Source organism: Fusobacterium sp. (assembly GCF_032477075.1).
Taxonomy (GTDB): domain Bacteria; phylum Fusobacteriota; class Fusobacteriia; order Fusobacteriales; family Fusobacteriaceae; genus Fusobacterium_A.
In genome coordinates this window covers 22,003-36,194 of the sequence record NZ_JAWDXO010000037.1, presented here as the reverse complement: position 1 = coordinate 36,194, position 14,192 = coordinate 22,003, and the positions used below count along the sequence as shown (strand labels likewise).

The following is a 14,192-nucleotide window of genomic DNA, read 5'->3' as shown; positions in this document are numbered from 1 at the left end:
TTTTAATCTTATTCGATTAAATATATCTAATATGAAGCTAAAATAATTAATATTTTTTATTTTTTCAACAAATTTATCAAATTATAATTTCCTAAGAAAAAATAAAAAAGGCTGTAGAAACTAGTAAAATAAATTACTAATTTGCAACAGCCTTATCTTATATTAATTCCCTAAAAGTCTTTTAAATAAAGAATCATTTGTAGTTGTATTTTCAGGAGCTATATCATTATTCGTTTTTTCAATAACAGGATTATATCCTTCTGCTCCTGTTTCTCTTTTTATATCTCCAAATATTCCTGCTATTCCATTTGCATATTTCATTTCACTTTCCATCTGCAGTTTTCCTTTTCTTACAAGGAATTCTCTTCCTGCTCCAGAAATAAGTCCATTGTTTACAGTCAGTGTCTGTAAATTAAAATCTCCATTTTTTAAGTGATTTTCTAAGAAGGAAAAAGTGCTTGGAGCATACAGTCCTTTATCAATTAAAGTTTGATAATATTTCGCCCATAGAGGAGCCACTCCAGTTCCTCCTGTAACATTTCCTCTTATAGATCTATTATCATCATATCCTATGTAGATAGTTGTAACATAATCAGGAGTTATTCCAGCAAACCAGATAGTTCTATTATCATTTACAGTTCCTGTTTTTCCTCCCTGTTCTATTCTCTTTTTATCTTTTGTGTATACAGAGGCTCTGCTGGAACTTCCATATTGCACTGAACTTTTCAGCATAAATGTTATTATACTTGTATTAATACTGTCAAATACTTTTTCTTTTTTAGGTGTATTCTGATATATAGGATTTCCATATCTATCTTCTACATCTGTTACTGTCACAGGCTCTACTACATAACCTCCATTTGAAAATATTGAATAATCTATAGCATGCTGTAATGGTGTATTTTCAAATGATCCCAAAGATGCAGTAAGGTCATCTGGTATATTTAAGCCTGGGTCAAGTTTTGCAACAGTTTCTTTAAATGTTTTTGTTCCTATTTTTTGAAGCATTTTTATAGAAACTATATTTAATGATCTGTCTAAAGCATTAAGCAAAGTAACATTATTTGAATATCTGCTTCCATAGTTCTTTGGTATCCAACTTCCAAATGAAATAAATGAATCTTCTACTACTGAATTCATTTCCATTCCATTTTCTATAGCTGTAAAATATAAAAATGGTTTAAATGAAGAACCTAACTGTCTCTTTGCCATAGTTGCTCTGTTAAAATTTCCTGATTTAAAATTTCTCCCACCAATCAAAGATATTACATGCCCATTATTTGGATCTATAGTTGCCATTCCACCTTGTAATTCATCATTTTTTTGGAAGAATTCATAATTCTCAAATACTTCTTTTGCAGTTTTCTGCATTTCTAAATCTAAAGTAGTATGTACTCTCAATCCGCCAGTATATACCATATTTTCTCCAAATTTCTCAACCAAAAACTCTTCTACCATATTTGAAAAATCAGGATAATTAATTGTTACATCACTTTTTTTGTTATATATTATAGTTGTATTATCATCCATTTTAAAATCTTCTGGAAGTTTATCTTCATTTATAAACTTATGATTTTTTGCTTTTTCATATTCTTCTTTTGTTATAAGTTTATCTCTATACATTTCAGATAAAATAAGATTAGCTCTTTTTAAGGAAGCCTCTAAATTTCTTCTGGGATTATATTTTTCAGGTCTGTTAGGTATTCCTGCGAGAAGAGCTGATTCAGCTATATTTATTTCTGAAATATCTTTTCTATATAACTGCTTAGCTGCTGTCTTTATACCATAAGATCCAGCTCCAAAATATATCTCATTTAGATATTTTTCAAATATTTCATCTTTAGTATATCTTCTCTCAATTTCAAATGTTATAATAGCTTCTTTTATTTTTCTTGAAAGCTTTCTTTCATGAGAAAGAAAGGCATTTTTTGCAAGCTGTTGAGTTATTGAACTTGCCCCTTGTACAGCACGACCACTACGAATATTAGCTACAATAGCACCTATCAATCTTTTTATATGTATCCCATGATGTGAATAAAACTGCTTGTCTTCTATTGCTAAAAAAGCATTTCTACTGTATATAGGAACTTCCTTTAATTTTACTGTATCTCTTGATTCTCTGTATATAGTATCTATTACTTCCCTATTTCTATCATATAATACAGTTGGTAGAGATGGAGCATAATCTTCTATTAAAGTTACTATATCAGGAAGTTCTTTGGAATATTTATTCATAACTCCCAAAACTACTCCTACAGATGCAATACTTCCAACAATAAATAAAACTACCATTATTTTTATTATTCTTTTTACAAGTATTTTCATAGTTTCAGTACTCCTTTTAAATCAAACTATTTCTTAGGAGCTTTCTGTCTCAACTGACCACAAGCACCATCTATATCAGTCCCTTTTTCTCTTCTTAATGTGACATTTACTTTTCTTACATCTTTAAGGAAAGTAAAGAATTTATCTATTTTCTTTTCAGAAGGTCTTTCAAATTCCGTTCCTGCCACAGGATTGTATGGGATAAGATTTACCACATGATCAAATTCATGTACAAAGTCAGCCAATGCATTAGCATCCACATCTGAAACATTAAAATTATTGATCATTATATACTCAAAACTTATTCTACGTTTTGTTTGTTTTTGATATTCTTGTAATATTGCATAAAGATCCTCAAGAGGATAACTTCTATTTACAGGTATTATCATATCCCTTTTTGCATTTATTGCACTGTGAAGTGATATGGCAAGCTCAATAGGAAGTTTTTCTAATAGAATTTTTTCTATATTAGGAACTATTCCTGATGTTGATATAGTTATTTTTCTTTTAGAAATGTTTATTCCATTTTCATTAGAAAGTATATCCAAAGCTTTCAGTACATTTGAAAGATTAAGTAAAGGCTCTCCCATTCCCATGAAAACTATATTGTTTATATTACTTCCTTGTTTTATAAGTCTTCTTTCTACAGTATACACCTGATTGATTATTTCATTTACATCAAGATTTCTTACAAACCCATCTTGTCCAGTTGCACAAAAAGTACATTTTACAGGACATCCAACTTGCGATGATATACATAAAGTGTTTCTTTTATCCTTATGTCTTAATAAAACAGTTTCAATAGTATTTCCATCTTCCAGTTTAAAAAGAAATTTTTCTGTCTTATCAATTTTAGATATCTGCTGCTTTAAAAGATTTAAAAATGGTATATATGCTTTTTCAGCCAAAAGTTCTCTGTCTTTAAGTGAAAGATTTGTTATTTCATTAAGGTCTCTTACTATTTTTTTATGAAGCCAGTTAAATATTTGTTTTCCATAAAATTTTTTCATTCCAAGAGAAACAACTAAATCTTCTAGCTCTTGTTGATTTAAATTTAATAAATTAATTTTTTCTGACATTACTCCTCCGATTATAAAATTGCTAACATAATATTATATCAAAAAAAATACTCAATTACAACTTATTAAGAAAAGTTTCAAGTTGTTTTTTCAACTCTTCTTTTGATATTTTTCCTTTAAAATTTCCCTTTATTTGATTACCTCCACCTTTAATATCAGTATTAGATAAAGTTAATTCTTTTAAGAAATCTTTACAATTAATTCTATTAGAAATAATTGAATAACTATCCTCACTTCCTGTTATCAATATATAATTTTCTGGATTTATATTTCTAGGTAAATACTGTGCTGTTATCTTATCTCCTACATATATAATAAATTTATACTCATTTACTTCTTGAGCCTCTTTCATCAATTTTTCTCCTAAAAATCCAGCAAATTCAGAAGCAATAATTTTCATTTCACTTTCAGTTTTTTTCTTTTCTTCTAAACTTTTATTTAACATTGTAAGAATTTCATAATCTTTACAGCTAAATATATGACATAGTTCTTTTGATAGCTCATGTTTAAAAGCATAATCTCTTATAGCCCTATCTCCAGCTATAAAAAAGAATCTTGTATAATTCCCCTTTATTTTTTCATGAGATAATATTTTAAATAGCTTTATATCTTTTGTATTTTCAACATGAAAACCAGCACAAGCTCCTAAATCAATATCTGGTATCTCTACAAACCTTACATCACCAGTTACTTTATCTTTAATAGCTTTTCTCAATCCCTCTATTTCCAAAGCTTCTTCATGTCCTAATGTATAAATTTTTAATTCTATAGCTTTTCTTATAACTTCATTAGCCTTATTCTCCAGCTCTTTTATAGTTTCTTCTGATATTGTATTAGAATCTAAATCTACTGAAGTATATTCTTCTGCCATTCTAAATCCTACAGTATTTAATTGATAATCATTATATGCAAGAGCTGAAAAAAGATGCTGAGCTGTATGCTGACAGGCTATATCTTTTCTTCTTTCTTCATCAATAGTATACTCATGTTCTCCCAGAGTTATTTCTCTATCAAGCACTATATTTCCTTCTCTGACTTCAAGAATAATACTTTCTCCTATTGTTCCTCTATCTCCTAATTGTCCTCCTTTTCCATCTATATAAAAAGGTTCATTCCCGCCACTTAATTTTATTATATATCCCTCTTTAATTTTTTCACAACTTAAAACTTCAACTTTCATTAAAATACCCCTCCAGACATCTAGAATTTACCACTCTATTATATCATATAAAAGATTAAATTTTTAATAAAAAATAGAGGTTAATCAAAAGCCAATCTCAAATTTTAGAAGCTTGATATTTAGAGAAATTTATTGACTCTCTCTAATAAAAAATTTCCAAAATTATATTTCTGCTTATGAGTTATCCTCCACTACAAAAATCTTAATTTAAAAATTCCATATATAGTAAAAAATTGATTCAAAGAATTATTTTAAAGATAGGTATTAAATTTATATTTTTAATTCTTTTATGCTTTCTAATATGAAGTCAGGCTTATATGGACTGTCTTTCACATCTTCTTTTTTGCTCTCCCCAGTCAAAACCAAAATAGTATCACAACCATTATCATAACCACAGGCTATATCAGTATACAGTCTATCTCCTATTATTACAGTTTCCCCTTTAGAAACTCCATTCTTTTTAATGCAGTAATCTAATATTTCCCTTGAAGGTTTTCCTAAAAAAAGAGGTTTTCTTTTAACTGCATATTCCAGCATTTTACATATTGCACCACAATCAGGAAGAAATTTTCTTCCTTCTATTGGGTAAACAAAATCTGGATTAGCAGCCAGATATTCTACCCCTTCACTAAGTAACTCACAAGCAGTCACAATTTTTTGATAATTTAATTCACTATCTAATGCAACTGCTACATAATCTACATTATATTTGCTGTTAATTTTTTGAGGTTCCTCTATTATCTTCACGCCCATATCCTTTAAAACTTTTTTTAAAGACTTTGTTCCCACTAAAAATACTGATGGATTATCTTTTTTTTCAATGAGATATTCTCCAAGCATATATCCAGCAGTAATTATTTCCTCTTCAAAAATTTCAATATTCATTTTCTTAAATTTCTCTACATATTCTCTTCTTGTTCTTGAAGAATTATTGGTAAATAACATAAGTTTTTTATCTTTTTCTCTTATTTCTTTGATTATTTTTTCAGCTCCATCTATAAGTTTATTCCCTAAAATAAGTGTTCCATCAATATCAAATAGATACAATTTTTTATTTTTCATTTTCTTTTCCTCATTTCAATTAGTTTTACTTTAAATTATTATACAACAATTTTCCTGCTGCTCCTATAAGCAAATATATCTTTTTACTTTTTTTAACTTTAACATATTTCTGTAAAAAATATATAAAACTTCAGTTAATTATAAGTAAAAATAACAAATATTATTATTATCACACCTATTGACATAAAGCATTTTGTAAAGTATAAAAAGAATAGATAGCTAAATAAAAAAAGGGAGGAACGATTATGTCAGATACTTCAAAAATGTTATTAGAAAAATCTAAAAAACGTCGCACTTATCGTCAATTCTTAGAAGAACCTGTAGACATTGAAATAATAAAAGATTGTATCATGACTGCTGCCACTGCTCCAAGCGGTGCTGATAAACAGCCTTGGCATTTCTCAATAATTATTGATCCAGTTATGAAAGAAAAAATACGAGAAGAAAGTGAAAAAATAGAAAAAGAATTTTATGAGTCTAAAATTACTAAAGATTGGCAGGAAGATTTAAATAAATTAACTCTTACTTGGAAGAAACCTTTTCTTACTCAAGCTCCTTGTCTTATTGTCATATTTAAGGAATTTTATAAAGAAAGCAAAGATGGAACTTTAGACAAAAATTATTATGTTAATGAATCTATTGGTATTTCCATTGGTTTTCTTATTAATGCACTTCATAATGCTGGATATGCCAGTCTCACATACACTCCAGCTCCTATGATATTTTTGAGAGACTTGTTAAAAAGACCAGCTGGTGAGACTCCAGTTATGATATTAGTTGTTGGAAAGGCTGATCCAAACTATTCTCTTCCTATTTTGATTAAAAAAACCTTTGAAGAAATAGCTGAAATAATTTAGAATAAATAAACCTCAGACAATCCATATCTGAGGTTTTAATTTTATTTTATTACTTTTATAATTTCATCATTTTTATATCTCACTTTTTTCTCTTCTTTTCCACTAGGAGTATAAAAAACTACAACTCCTTCTGCTTTCCCATTCTTATAATTTTTTTCAAACATAAGCTGTCCATTCTTGTAATACTCTTTGTGACTTCCCTCTAATTTTCCATCTTTATAATGACTTTCATCTGCAATTTCTCCATTTACATAATAACTTTTATAGTTTCCGTCTTTTTTTCCATCTTTATATGAAGTTTCTATATTTAACTGTCCATTGTTATAATATTGTTTATATACTCCTTCTTGTTTCCCATCTCTATATTTTGTTTCACTATAAAGCTGTCCATTTTCATAGTAAACTTTATAATCTCCTCTTATCTTATTATCTTCCACATTAGCTTCAATATTCAAATTTCCATTTTCATAATACTTCTTATATATTCCTTCTTTTTTCTCATTTTTTATATTAGTTTCAATGCTGATATTTCCATTCTCATGGTATTCTTTAAAAGGTCCTTCTATTTTTCCATTTTTAAAATTTGTTTCATACTGTAAATTTCCATTTTCTATATAGGATTTATAAAAACCATCTTTTTTTCCTTTTTTATATTCTGTTTCACTTTTTATTTTTCCATCTTCATAATACTCCTTGAATATTCCATCAGATTTATTATCTTTAAAATATTTTTCTGTTGATAGCTGTCCACTTTCATAATATTTTTTTTGTTCCCCATCCAGACGGTTATCTCTATAATTCCATTCATTACGAACTTGTCCACCTTCATAATATTCTTTTACTATACCTTCAAGCTTTCCATTTTTATATTGAGAATCCATTTTTATTTGACCATTTTCATACTTTGATATTATTTTTCCAGTAAATGGTTTTTTCTCATTTTCAACATATACTATTCCATTTTTTTCTTGTTTTTTAGATACATCTACTTCTTTTGGTCCACCACATCCAAATAAAAAAATTGTTAAAAATACTGCTCCCAATCTATTTCTCATGACTTTCCTCCATAAATATTATATTATTTGTATTATATCATAAATTTGTAAAATAATATCTCTTCTTTTATGAATTTAAAACCCCAGAATAAATTCTCTGGGGATTCTATAAATTATTTTTTTATTATTTCTTTAATTTCTTTTAATTTTTCTTTATCTTTTTCTATTTTTTTCTTAATATTTTCTGCTTCATCTTTTAATCCTTTTTTCAATTCCTTATTGCATTCCTCTATATCTTTTTTTAAATAATCTAGATTTTTTTTCAATTCTTCAACTATTTTATCAGACTCTTCTGAAATTTCTTCTTTTGTTTTGCTAGCAAAGTCTTTAATTTTTACTCCAACTTCTTTTTCTTTTAAATGTATCTTAGGTGTTTCAACAGAGGCTGTACTTGGTCTCAATTTAAACATTTCTACATTCCCATCATAAGGAACATAAATAATTATATCTTTATCTGATTCTTCTTTTTTTATTTCCTTTTCTTTAATTTTTATCTCTTTAACATAATATTTATCAAAGTATTCTTTCATTTTTTCTTCAAGAAATGCTTTTAATTCTCCACTAGTTAACCCATTTGCATTCTTAGCAACTTCACGTCCAAAAGCTTCAATAGCTTCCTCTCTTTTTTTCTCTGAATAATCATTAAATTCTTTGTTTGAAAAAGCATGAAATTCTTCATGTTTCATAATACCATTCCTCCTAAAATTTATTATAGTTATTTTTGACTTTCTAATTTTAATAAATACAGCTATATTTTTAAAAAGTAATCTAATTTTTTATTTTCTTCTATTAAATATTCTATTAGATACTCTAAGTTCCTCTATTATTAATTAATATTTTTTCTCATACAACGATTTTTTCAAAAATTTATTATTCAATTTTTAAATTTAAAGTTTAAATTATACAAGCTTTAATTTACTTAGTAAGTTAACTATGCTATAATATTTTTTGATATATAACAGGAGGCAAATAATGATAAATAAAAGCAAAAAAAATACTGTATTCAAAGTTATGGAAAAAAATGAGTTAATGAGCTTTTTAATAGAAAAAATGCCAGAAAAAAGTCGCACAAACATAAAATCACTTCTTACAAAAAGAAAAGTTTTTGTAGGAAATGATATTGTTTCTCAGTATAACCATCCTCTCTTTCCAGGTCAAACTGTCACTATTGATTGGGGAAAAATGGCTATTGAAACAACTATAAAAGGAGTCTCTATTATTTATGAAGATGAAGATATTCTTGTAGTGGAGAAAGAAAATGGAATTCTTTCTATTGCCACTGATAACGAAAGAGAAAAAACTGCATATAATATGTTGAAAGAATATTTAAAAAATAAAGACCCTAAAAATAAAATATTTGTTGTGCATCGTTTAGATAGAGATACTTCTGGAATTATGATATTTGCCAAAACTGAAAAAGCTCAAGATATACTTCAAACTACTTGGAATGATTCTGTAAAAGAGAGAACATATGTTGCATTAGTTGAAGGAGCTGTTCAAAAGGAAAAGGATACTATAATATCTTATTTACAGGAAAATAGAGCTTTCATAACTTATTCAAACCAGAATCCTAAAGAGGGTAAAAAAGCTATTTCTCACTATAAAGTTTTGAAAAAGAATAAAAATTATTCTCTTCTTGAAGTCAATATAGAAACTGGAAGAAAAAATCAAATTCGTGTGCATATGCAGGATATCGGTCATAGCATAGTTGGAGATAAAAAATACGGTTCTGGTAAAAGTCCTATCAATCGTCTAGGATTACATGCCAATACTATTGTCTTTGTTCATCCTATTACTAAAAAAGTCTTACACTTCTCAAGTAAGATTCCTACGGTTTTCACAAAAATATTTAATTAAAAAAAGTATTGACTTTTTTTAATAAATGTTATATTATAGTTGAGTAACCAAGCCTGGGTGGCGGAACGGTAGACGCGACGGACTCAAAATCCGTTTCCTGTCAAAGGAGTGAGGGTTCAAGTCCCTCCCTAGGCACCAGACATAGCCCCACTATTAAAATATAGTAGCTATGAAAATTATATATATGTTAGTAATGCCTCTGGATCAAATGGTCTGAGGCCTTTTTTATTAAAAATATTCTTTAGAAATCAATCTTCTCTTTTCTTCAATTAAATAGTTTTTATACGTAAAATTTCCCTACTTATAATACCATACAAAGAACTTTTGATAAAGAAATACAGGAAATCTTATTTTTAAAATATGATAAAATTGAAAAATTCTGTAATTTTGAAAAAAACTATAACGCTTTTATAGAAATAAGTCAAATAACAAGACTATGTTATGAAAGTCAAGAAATAAGATAGAAAGGAAAGAAAGTAATGTGTTGAAATAGAAATATAAGTTAAAACAACAAATCAAAATTAATCAAACAGAGTTAGTATGACATTTTAAAAAAGATTTAAAAATCATAAATTGGAGTAATTATGACTGAAAGAGAAAAAATGTTAGCAGGACAGCTTTATGATCGTGGAGATGCTAAATTATTATCTCAATGGCATAAGGCAAAAGATTTGGTAAGGAATTATAATAATATCAATTCTACAGACAGTAAATAAAAAGAAAAGATTTTGAGAGAATTATTAGGTGGAATAGGTAAAAATTTTTGGATAGCAGCACCATTTTTTGTTGATTATGGAAATAATATTTATTTTGGAAATAATTGTGAAATAAATATGAATTGTACATTTCTGGATGATAATATCATTTATATTGAAGATGATGCTCTAATTGCTCCAAATATGCAGATATATACAGTTTTTCATCCAACAAATGCACTAGATCGATTTGGAGAACCCAAGGAAGATAATTCATTTGAATTTTGTAAAACTCAAACAGCACCAGTTACAATAGGAAATAATGTATGGATTGGTGGTGGTGCTATTATTATGCCTAGTATAACAATTGGAAATAATGTTGTAATTGGAGAAGAAGTATTGTTACAAAAGATATTCTGGACAATAGCATATGGTAATCCTTGTCAAGTAAAGAGGGAAAACAAATAAGTTCTCATTCATTGAGGAAATATTGTTCTATGGTAGAAACAACATCTACCATTGTATTTACAGTCCTTTTTATCAATCATTAATTGACTTACTCTTTTTAAATCAAATTTCATAAACCTGTTAAGTTTGGTTGTGTATCCATTTAGTTAAATCTTCTGAAAAACTTTCAATATCAAACATATTTTTTAATATAGAAATATATAAAAATAGCGCTTTAGGTATTTGATAAACTTTGTTCTAAAATTCTAGTTATTTTTAAATTAATTTCAATAATATTATAATCCAAAATAAAAAGAAACTCTTAAAAAATAAGAGCTTCTTTTTATTTTTCTTAACTTTTTTATTATCTTGATATACCTTATTATTTTTTGTCTATTTGTTCTAATTCTTCTGCAACTTCATTCAATGTTTTATATATTTCTTTTTCTGTTCCTTGTTTTATCTTAGTATCATCTATTTCAAATTCTAATCCATATATTTTTAATTGTGAAGGAATTCCATCCATTAAAAATCTAAAATTTGCTCTTATTCCACTTTCTTCAGGAATTGTTATATTTAAAATTGGGTGTAGTGAATATGAAACATAACCTTCTTTATCTTTTAATTGTAATGATTTTTTTTCAGATAAATTTGCAAGTCTTACTATTTTATCTGTTTTGTTTTTCAATCCCACTTTTACTTCATAATATTTAGCAGTTTTTTCAACAGAAATAATATTACAATCAATATGCTCAATAAATGTTTTCTTATCTAATATTATTGTAGCATCATCTGTACTTTCTCCTTCAACTCTCCCTTTATCAATCCCCTTTTTTAAACCTTTTAATATATTTTTACCTGTAGAGACTGCTCCAGAAACTGCTTCTGTAATCCCTTCTGTGACTAAAGAATCTTTTTTTTCTTCTGAATATGCAACACTAGCAAAAACAATACATAAAACAAGTAAATATTTTCTCATGAAATCTTCTCCTTTTGTAATTTTTTATATTTAAAGTTATTATATCATATTTTACTTTTTTATATTAAATATTTGTAAAGAAGTTACCAATGTTAGAGAAAATATAACATTCTTATCAGAATTACAATAATTGAATTTACAGAATTTATTATATTTAGCAACATAAAAAATAGAAAAAATAAATGAACTTTATAATAGTATTCTTTTATAAATTTATCAAAAATTTTCTTAATAAAATTTGAAAAATGTTACTATTTATGATAAAATTGGAAAAATATCATTATCACTTGGTAAACATTTGTATATATCATTAGAAATCAGAAGATATTTATAAATGTTATTTTTTTATTGAAAATATTTCAGGAGGTTTTAATGAGTAAATTTGTTATAGATAATTCTTTTTGGGAATTATTTCCTAAAGCAAAGTTAGGAGTAATATTATTAAAAGATTTTAAAAATTCTAATGATTCTCCTCAAGAAGTAAAAGAGTTTCTTGAAAGCAGTAATAATATTGCTAAAAGTTTTTTAACTAATGAAATTTTTAGTGAAAACAGTGTAATTAAAATATATCATGAAGCTTATCAAAAATTTAAAACTAAAAAAGGAGCTAGATGCAGTATTGAAGCTCTATTAAAACGTATAGAAAAAGGGAATCCTGTTTCAAGCATTAACACATTAGTAGATATTTATAATGCTGTTTCTCTACAATTTGCTCTGCCTTGTGGTGCTGAAGATATTGATACCTTTGTAGGTGATCTCCAATTAACTGTCACAGAAGGTAATGATTCATTTTATCTAATTGGAGATCTAGCTCCATCTCCTACACTTAAAGGTGAATTATGCTATAAAGATGATATTGGAGCTGTATGTCGTTGCCTTAATTGGCGTGATGGTGAGAGAACAATGATTACAGATAAAACTAAAAATGCTTTTATTGTAATTGAATTATTAGCTCCAGAAAGGGAAGAAGATTTAAGAAATGCTCTAAGCATGTTAGAAGAAAAATGTCAAAAATATCTTTATGGTAATATTAAAACAACAATATTGACTATTGATAATGCTGAATTAAAATTATAATTTTGTTCATATCTTTTTAAAAATATGCATTAAAAAATAAATAATAACATTTATTTAAAGTTTCCCATTTTTAATATAAATGGGAAACTTTAACATTATTATATACTAATATTGTGCCTCTGAAAGTACTTTGTCCTTTCCTACTTCTCTGTCAAGAATTAAGATTACATTTACATCTGAATCTGTATTTAAATATTCTCTGATCTCTTTTGCAATTTCTTCAGCAATTTGGTCATAAATTTTTTTATCGAATTTCTTCCAATCTCTTTCATTAAAAGTACTCTCTGTCTTTAAAATAATAAATGGAATTCCATCAGTTATTCCAATATCAATATCAGTTATTTTTAGTTTATGAGTTCCATCTGTAATATATTCATGATTTAGCTCCATATTTTCTTCAAAAAGAATAAACTTCTCATCAGCAAAAGAAAGAATAGAAATAACTAGCATTAATAGCATTACAATTTTTATTTTCATCAGTATCCTCCAGCATAGTATAATTTTTTATTAAAACATCTTATATATAACTCTATTCTAAATTTAAAAATAATTTCCTTTTAGTTTTATGCTTATAATTAATATTTTATTTTTATCAATTCAAAGTATTTCCAATAAAAAAAGAGAAGAAATCAATCTTCTCTTATCAAAATTTCTTTATATTCAATATTTCTTTACCTACAAATAAATCACTTTCTAAAAATTGTTCTATTGTAATATTTAAAGGCACTGGAACACAATTTTCATAATTATATAAAAATACTACTTTTAATAAAGGAGAATAATTTTCATTTTTTAAATATCTAAGAAGTTCTCTATAATTCCATTTAAGACATTCTAAAGCCAAATTAAGTTCATTGTAGTGTGTTAGATCTGAATATTTAAACTCTGGAACTTCTACTTTAAAAGAGGCTTTTTTCCTTGTCATAAAACTTTCTCTCAAAAGACTATGAACTTTTATCATAGAGTCTATCAACCTCTGTTCAAGCTTATTTTTTACTATTCTTTGCATTTTAAAATACCTCTTTTATTTAAAATATATCATCTTTAATAAAAAATGTAAATATCTATAAACAGTAATTATTTAATCTTTCTATTGCTGTTTTGATAAAATTTAAATTTATTCACTCTCCTGTGCTTTTTCTTCTGGCAGTATATATTCATACAAAACTACATCAGTTACACCTATTTCAGCTAATTTAATTCTACTTACTTTTTCCACTATTTTGTATGCTGATTTTTTAGTATGCTTTCTTGTGTATCTATTCATCATTCCTAACAGCTCTTTCTTTTCATTGTCAGAAAGCTTATCCCATTCTTTTAATTCTATTAATATTTCTCTATCTTCTATTACTACAATTTCATTTTTTAAAAGGTTATTAACTTCTTCATCATACTCACAAGTATAAATAAAGCTAGAAAAAACTATCCCAAAAATAATTATTAAGCTTTTTTTCATAAATCTATCCCCCTTTGATCTTTTTACTTAATTTGATTTCCTAATTAAAATTATATATTAATAACTTCTAAAGTCAATTAAATTAAATTTTGTATGTTCTGATTTTTCACTACAATATTCTAT

The 14,192-nt window shown here is 26.4% G+C and carries 15 protein-coding genes and 1 tRNA gene; 6 read left to right on the top strand and 10 right to left on the bottom strand.

Annotation, left to right across the window (positions count from 1 at the left end):
• Window positions 1-162: 162 nt before the first annotated feature.
• The 4 genes from E6771_RS13140 to E6771_RS13125 all read right to left on the bottom strand — a co-directional run bounded on the left by E6771_RS13140 (window position 163) and on the right by E6771_RS13125 (window position 5,646).
• Entirely contained in the window at window positions 163-2,325 is a 2,163-nt protein-coding gene (locus tag E6771_RS13140; RefSeq protein WP_316091796.1) for a transglycosylase domain-containing protein, read from the bottom strand.
• A gap of 26 nt (window positions 2,326-2,351) precedes the next feature.
• Window positions 2,352-3,404, bottom strand: a complete 1,053-nt coding sequence (gene rlmN / locus E6771_RS13135; protein WP_316091795.1) for a 23S rRNA (adenine(2503)-C(2))-methyltransferase RlmN — start codon at window positions 3,402-3,404, stop codon at window positions 2,352-2,354.
• Window positions 3,405-3,459: 55 nt separating this feature from the next.
• Window positions 3,460-4,584: an alanyl-tRNA editing protein gene (locus E6771_RS13130; protein WP_316091794.1), complete on the bottom strand. Its 1,125-nt coding sequence runs from the start codon at window positions 4,582-4,584 to the stop codon at window positions 3,460-3,462.
• A 270-nt stretch (window positions 4,585-4,854) separates the two neighbouring features.
• Complete coding sequence (locus tag E6771_RS13125) at window positions 4,855-5,646, bottom strand: HAD-IIA family hydrolase (protein WP_316091793.1); 792 nt, start codon at window positions 5,644-5,646, stop codon at window positions 4,855-4,857.
• A 245-nt stretch (window positions 5,647-5,891) separates the two neighbouring features.
• On the opposite strand from E6771_RS13125, the gene E6771_RS13120 reads away from it, so the two are divergent.
• Window positions 5,892-6,503, top strand: coding sequence for a nitroreductase family protein (locus E6771_RS13120; RefSeq protein ID WP_316091792.1), 612 nt, complete (start codon window positions 5,892-5,894; stop codon window positions 6,501-6,503).
• 41 nt (window positions 6,504-6,544) lie between these two features.
• On the opposite strand, the gene E6771_RS13115 is transcribed toward E6771_RS13120, so the two are convergent.
• Both E6771_RS13115 and E6771_RS13110 read right to left on the bottom strand, forming a co-directional pair.
• Window positions 6,545-7,558, bottom strand: a complete 1,014-nt coding sequence (locus tag E6771_RS13115) for a toxin-antitoxin system YwqK family antitoxin (protein ID WP_316091791.1) — start codon at window positions 7,556-7,558, stop codon at window positions 6,545-6,547.
• Between the two features lie 113 nt (window positions 7,559-7,671).
• Window positions 7,672-8,244, bottom strand: coding sequence for a hypothetical protein (locus E6771_RS13110; protein WP_316091790.1), 573 nt, complete (start codon window positions 8,242-8,244; stop codon window positions 7,672-7,674).
• 286 nt (window positions 8,245-8,530) lie between these two features.
• On the opposite strand from E6771_RS13110, the gene E6771_RS13105 reads away from it, so the two are divergent.
• The 4 genes from E6771_RS13105 to E6771_RS13090 all read left to right on the top strand — a co-directional run bounded on the left by E6771_RS13105 (window position 8,531) and on the right by E6771_RS13090 (window position 10,578).
• A complete protein-coding gene (locus E6771_RS13105; protein ID WP_316091789.1) occupies window positions 8,531-9,415 on the top strand; it encodes an RluA family pseudouridine synthase in 885 nt (294 codons plus the stop codon).
• A 51-nt stretch (window positions 9,416-9,466) separates the two neighbouring features.
• A tRNA-Leu gene (locus E6771_RS13100) sits at window positions 9,467-9,553 on the top strand.
• A 446-nt stretch (window positions 9,554-9,999) separates the two neighbouring features.
• Entirely contained in the window at window positions 10,000-10,131 is a 132-nt protein-coding gene (locus E6771_RS13095; RefSeq protein WP_316091788.1) for a maltose acetyltransferase domain-containing protein, read from the top strand.
• 12 nt (window positions 10,132-10,143) lie between these two features.
• Window positions 10,144-10,578 carry a sugar O-acetyltransferase gene (locus E6771_RS13090; RefSeq protein ID WP_316091787.1) on the top strand — a complete coding sequence of 145 codons (435 nt, stop codon included), beginning with the start codon at window positions 10,144-10,146 and terminating at the stop codon, window positions 10,576-10,578.
• 361 nt (window positions 10,579-10,939) lie between these two features.
• Here the strand turns inward: E6771_RS13090 and E6771_RS13085 are convergent, their stop codons facing one another.
• Window positions 10,940-11,536 carry a hypothetical protein gene (locus tag E6771_RS13085; RefSeq protein ID WP_316091786.1) on the bottom strand — a complete coding sequence of 199 codons (597 nt, stop codon included), beginning with the start codon at window positions 11,534-11,536 and terminating at the stop codon, window positions 10,940-10,942.
• 372 nt (window positions 11,537-11,908) lie between these two features.
• On the opposite strand from E6771_RS13085, the gene E6771_RS13080 reads away from it, so the two are divergent.
• Window positions 11,909-12,613 (top strand): B3/4 domain-containing protein, encoded by a 705-nt coding sequence (locus E6771_RS13080; protein ID WP_316091785.1) that lies wholly within the window; start codon window positions 11,909-11,911, stop codon window positions 12,611-12,613.
• Window positions 12,614-12,718: 105 nt separating this feature from the next.
• On the opposite strand, the gene E6771_RS13075 is transcribed toward E6771_RS13080, so the two are convergent.
• The 3 genes from E6771_RS13075 to E6771_RS13065 all read right to left on the bottom strand — a co-directional run bounded on the left by E6771_RS13075 (window position 12,719) and on the right by E6771_RS13065 (window position 14,069).
• Window positions 12,719-13,090 carry a hypothetical protein gene (locus tag E6771_RS13075; RefSeq protein WP_316091784.1) on the bottom strand — a complete coding sequence of 124 codons (372 nt, stop codon included), beginning with the start codon at window positions 13,088-13,090 and terminating at the stop codon, window positions 12,719-12,721.
• A 166-nt stretch (window positions 13,091-13,256) separates the two neighbouring features.
• Complete coding sequence (locus E6771_RS13070; protein WP_316091783.1) at window positions 13,257-13,622, bottom strand: hypothetical protein; 366 nt, start codon at window positions 13,620-13,622, stop codon at window positions 13,257-13,259.
• Window positions 13,623-13,730: 108 nt separating this feature from the next.
• Window positions 13,731-14,069: a hypothetical protein gene (locus E6771_RS13065; RefSeq protein ID WP_316091782.1), complete on the bottom strand. Its 339-nt coding sequence runs from the start codon at window positions 14,067-14,069 to the stop codon at window positions 13,731-13,733.
• Between the last annotated feature and the right edge of the window lie 123 nt (window positions 14,070-14,192).

What these genes read in the sequence shown, in the direction of transcription:
- E6771_RS13130 (WP_316091794.1), bottom strand. Translation starts at nt 4,584, where the DNA reads ATGAAAGTTGAAGTTTTAAGTTGTGAAAAAATTAAAGAGGGATATATA.
- E6771_RS13085 (WP_316091786.1), bottom strand. Translation starts at nt 11,536, where the DNA reads ATGAGAAAATATTTACTTGTTTTATGTATTGTTTTTGCTAGTGTTGCA.
- E6771_RS13140 (WP_316091796.1), bottom strand. Translation starts at nt 2,325, where the DNA reads ATGAAAATACTTGTAAAAAGAATAATAAAAATAATGGTAGTTTTATTT.
- E6771_RS13115 (WP_316091791.1), bottom strand. Translation starts at nt 7,558, where the DNA reads ATGAGAAATAGATTGGGAGCAGTATTTTTAACAATTTTTTTATTTGGA.
- E6771_RS13105 (WP_316091789.1), top strand. Translation starts at nt 8,531, where the DNA reads ATGATAAATAAAAGCAAAAAAAATACTGTATTCAAAGTTATGGAAAAA.
- E6771_RS13075 (WP_316091784.1), bottom strand. Translation starts at nt 13,090, where the DNA reads ATGAAAATAAAAATTGTAATGCTATTAATGCTAGTTATTTCTATTCTT.
- E6771_RS13110 (WP_316091790.1), bottom strand. Translation starts at nt 8,244, where the DNA reads ATGAAACATGAAGAATTTCATGCTTTTTCAAACAAAGAATTTAATGAT.
- E6771_RS13070 (WP_316091783.1), bottom strand. Translation starts at nt 13,622, where the DNA reads ATGCAAAGAATAGTAAAAAATAAGCTTGAACAGAGGTTGATAGACTCT.
- rlmN (WP_316091795.1), bottom strand. Translation starts at nt 3,404, where the DNA reads ATGTCAGAAAAAATTAATTTATTAAATTTAAATCAACAAGAGCTAGAA.
- E6771_RS13080 (WP_316091785.1), top strand. Translation starts at nt 11,909, where the DNA reads ATGAGTAAATTTGTTATAGATAATTCTTTTTGGGAATTATTTCCTAAA.
- E6771_RS13120 (WP_316091792.1), top strand. Translation starts at nt 5,892, where the DNA reads ATGTCAGATACTTCAAAAATGTTATTAGAAAAATCTAAAAAACGTCGC.
- E6771_RS13095 (WP_316091788.1), top strand. Translation starts at nt 10,000, where the DNA reads ATGACTGAAAGAGAAAAAATGTTAGCAGGACAGCTTTATGATCGTGGA.
- E6771_RS13065 (WP_316091782.1), bottom strand. Translation starts at nt 14,069, where the DNA reads ATGAAAAAAAGCTTAATAATTATTTTTGGGATAGTTTTTTCTAGCTTT.
- E6771_RS13125 (WP_316091793.1), bottom strand. Translation starts at nt 5,646, where the DNA reads ATGAAAAATAAAAAATTGTATCTATTTGATATTGATGGAACACTTATT.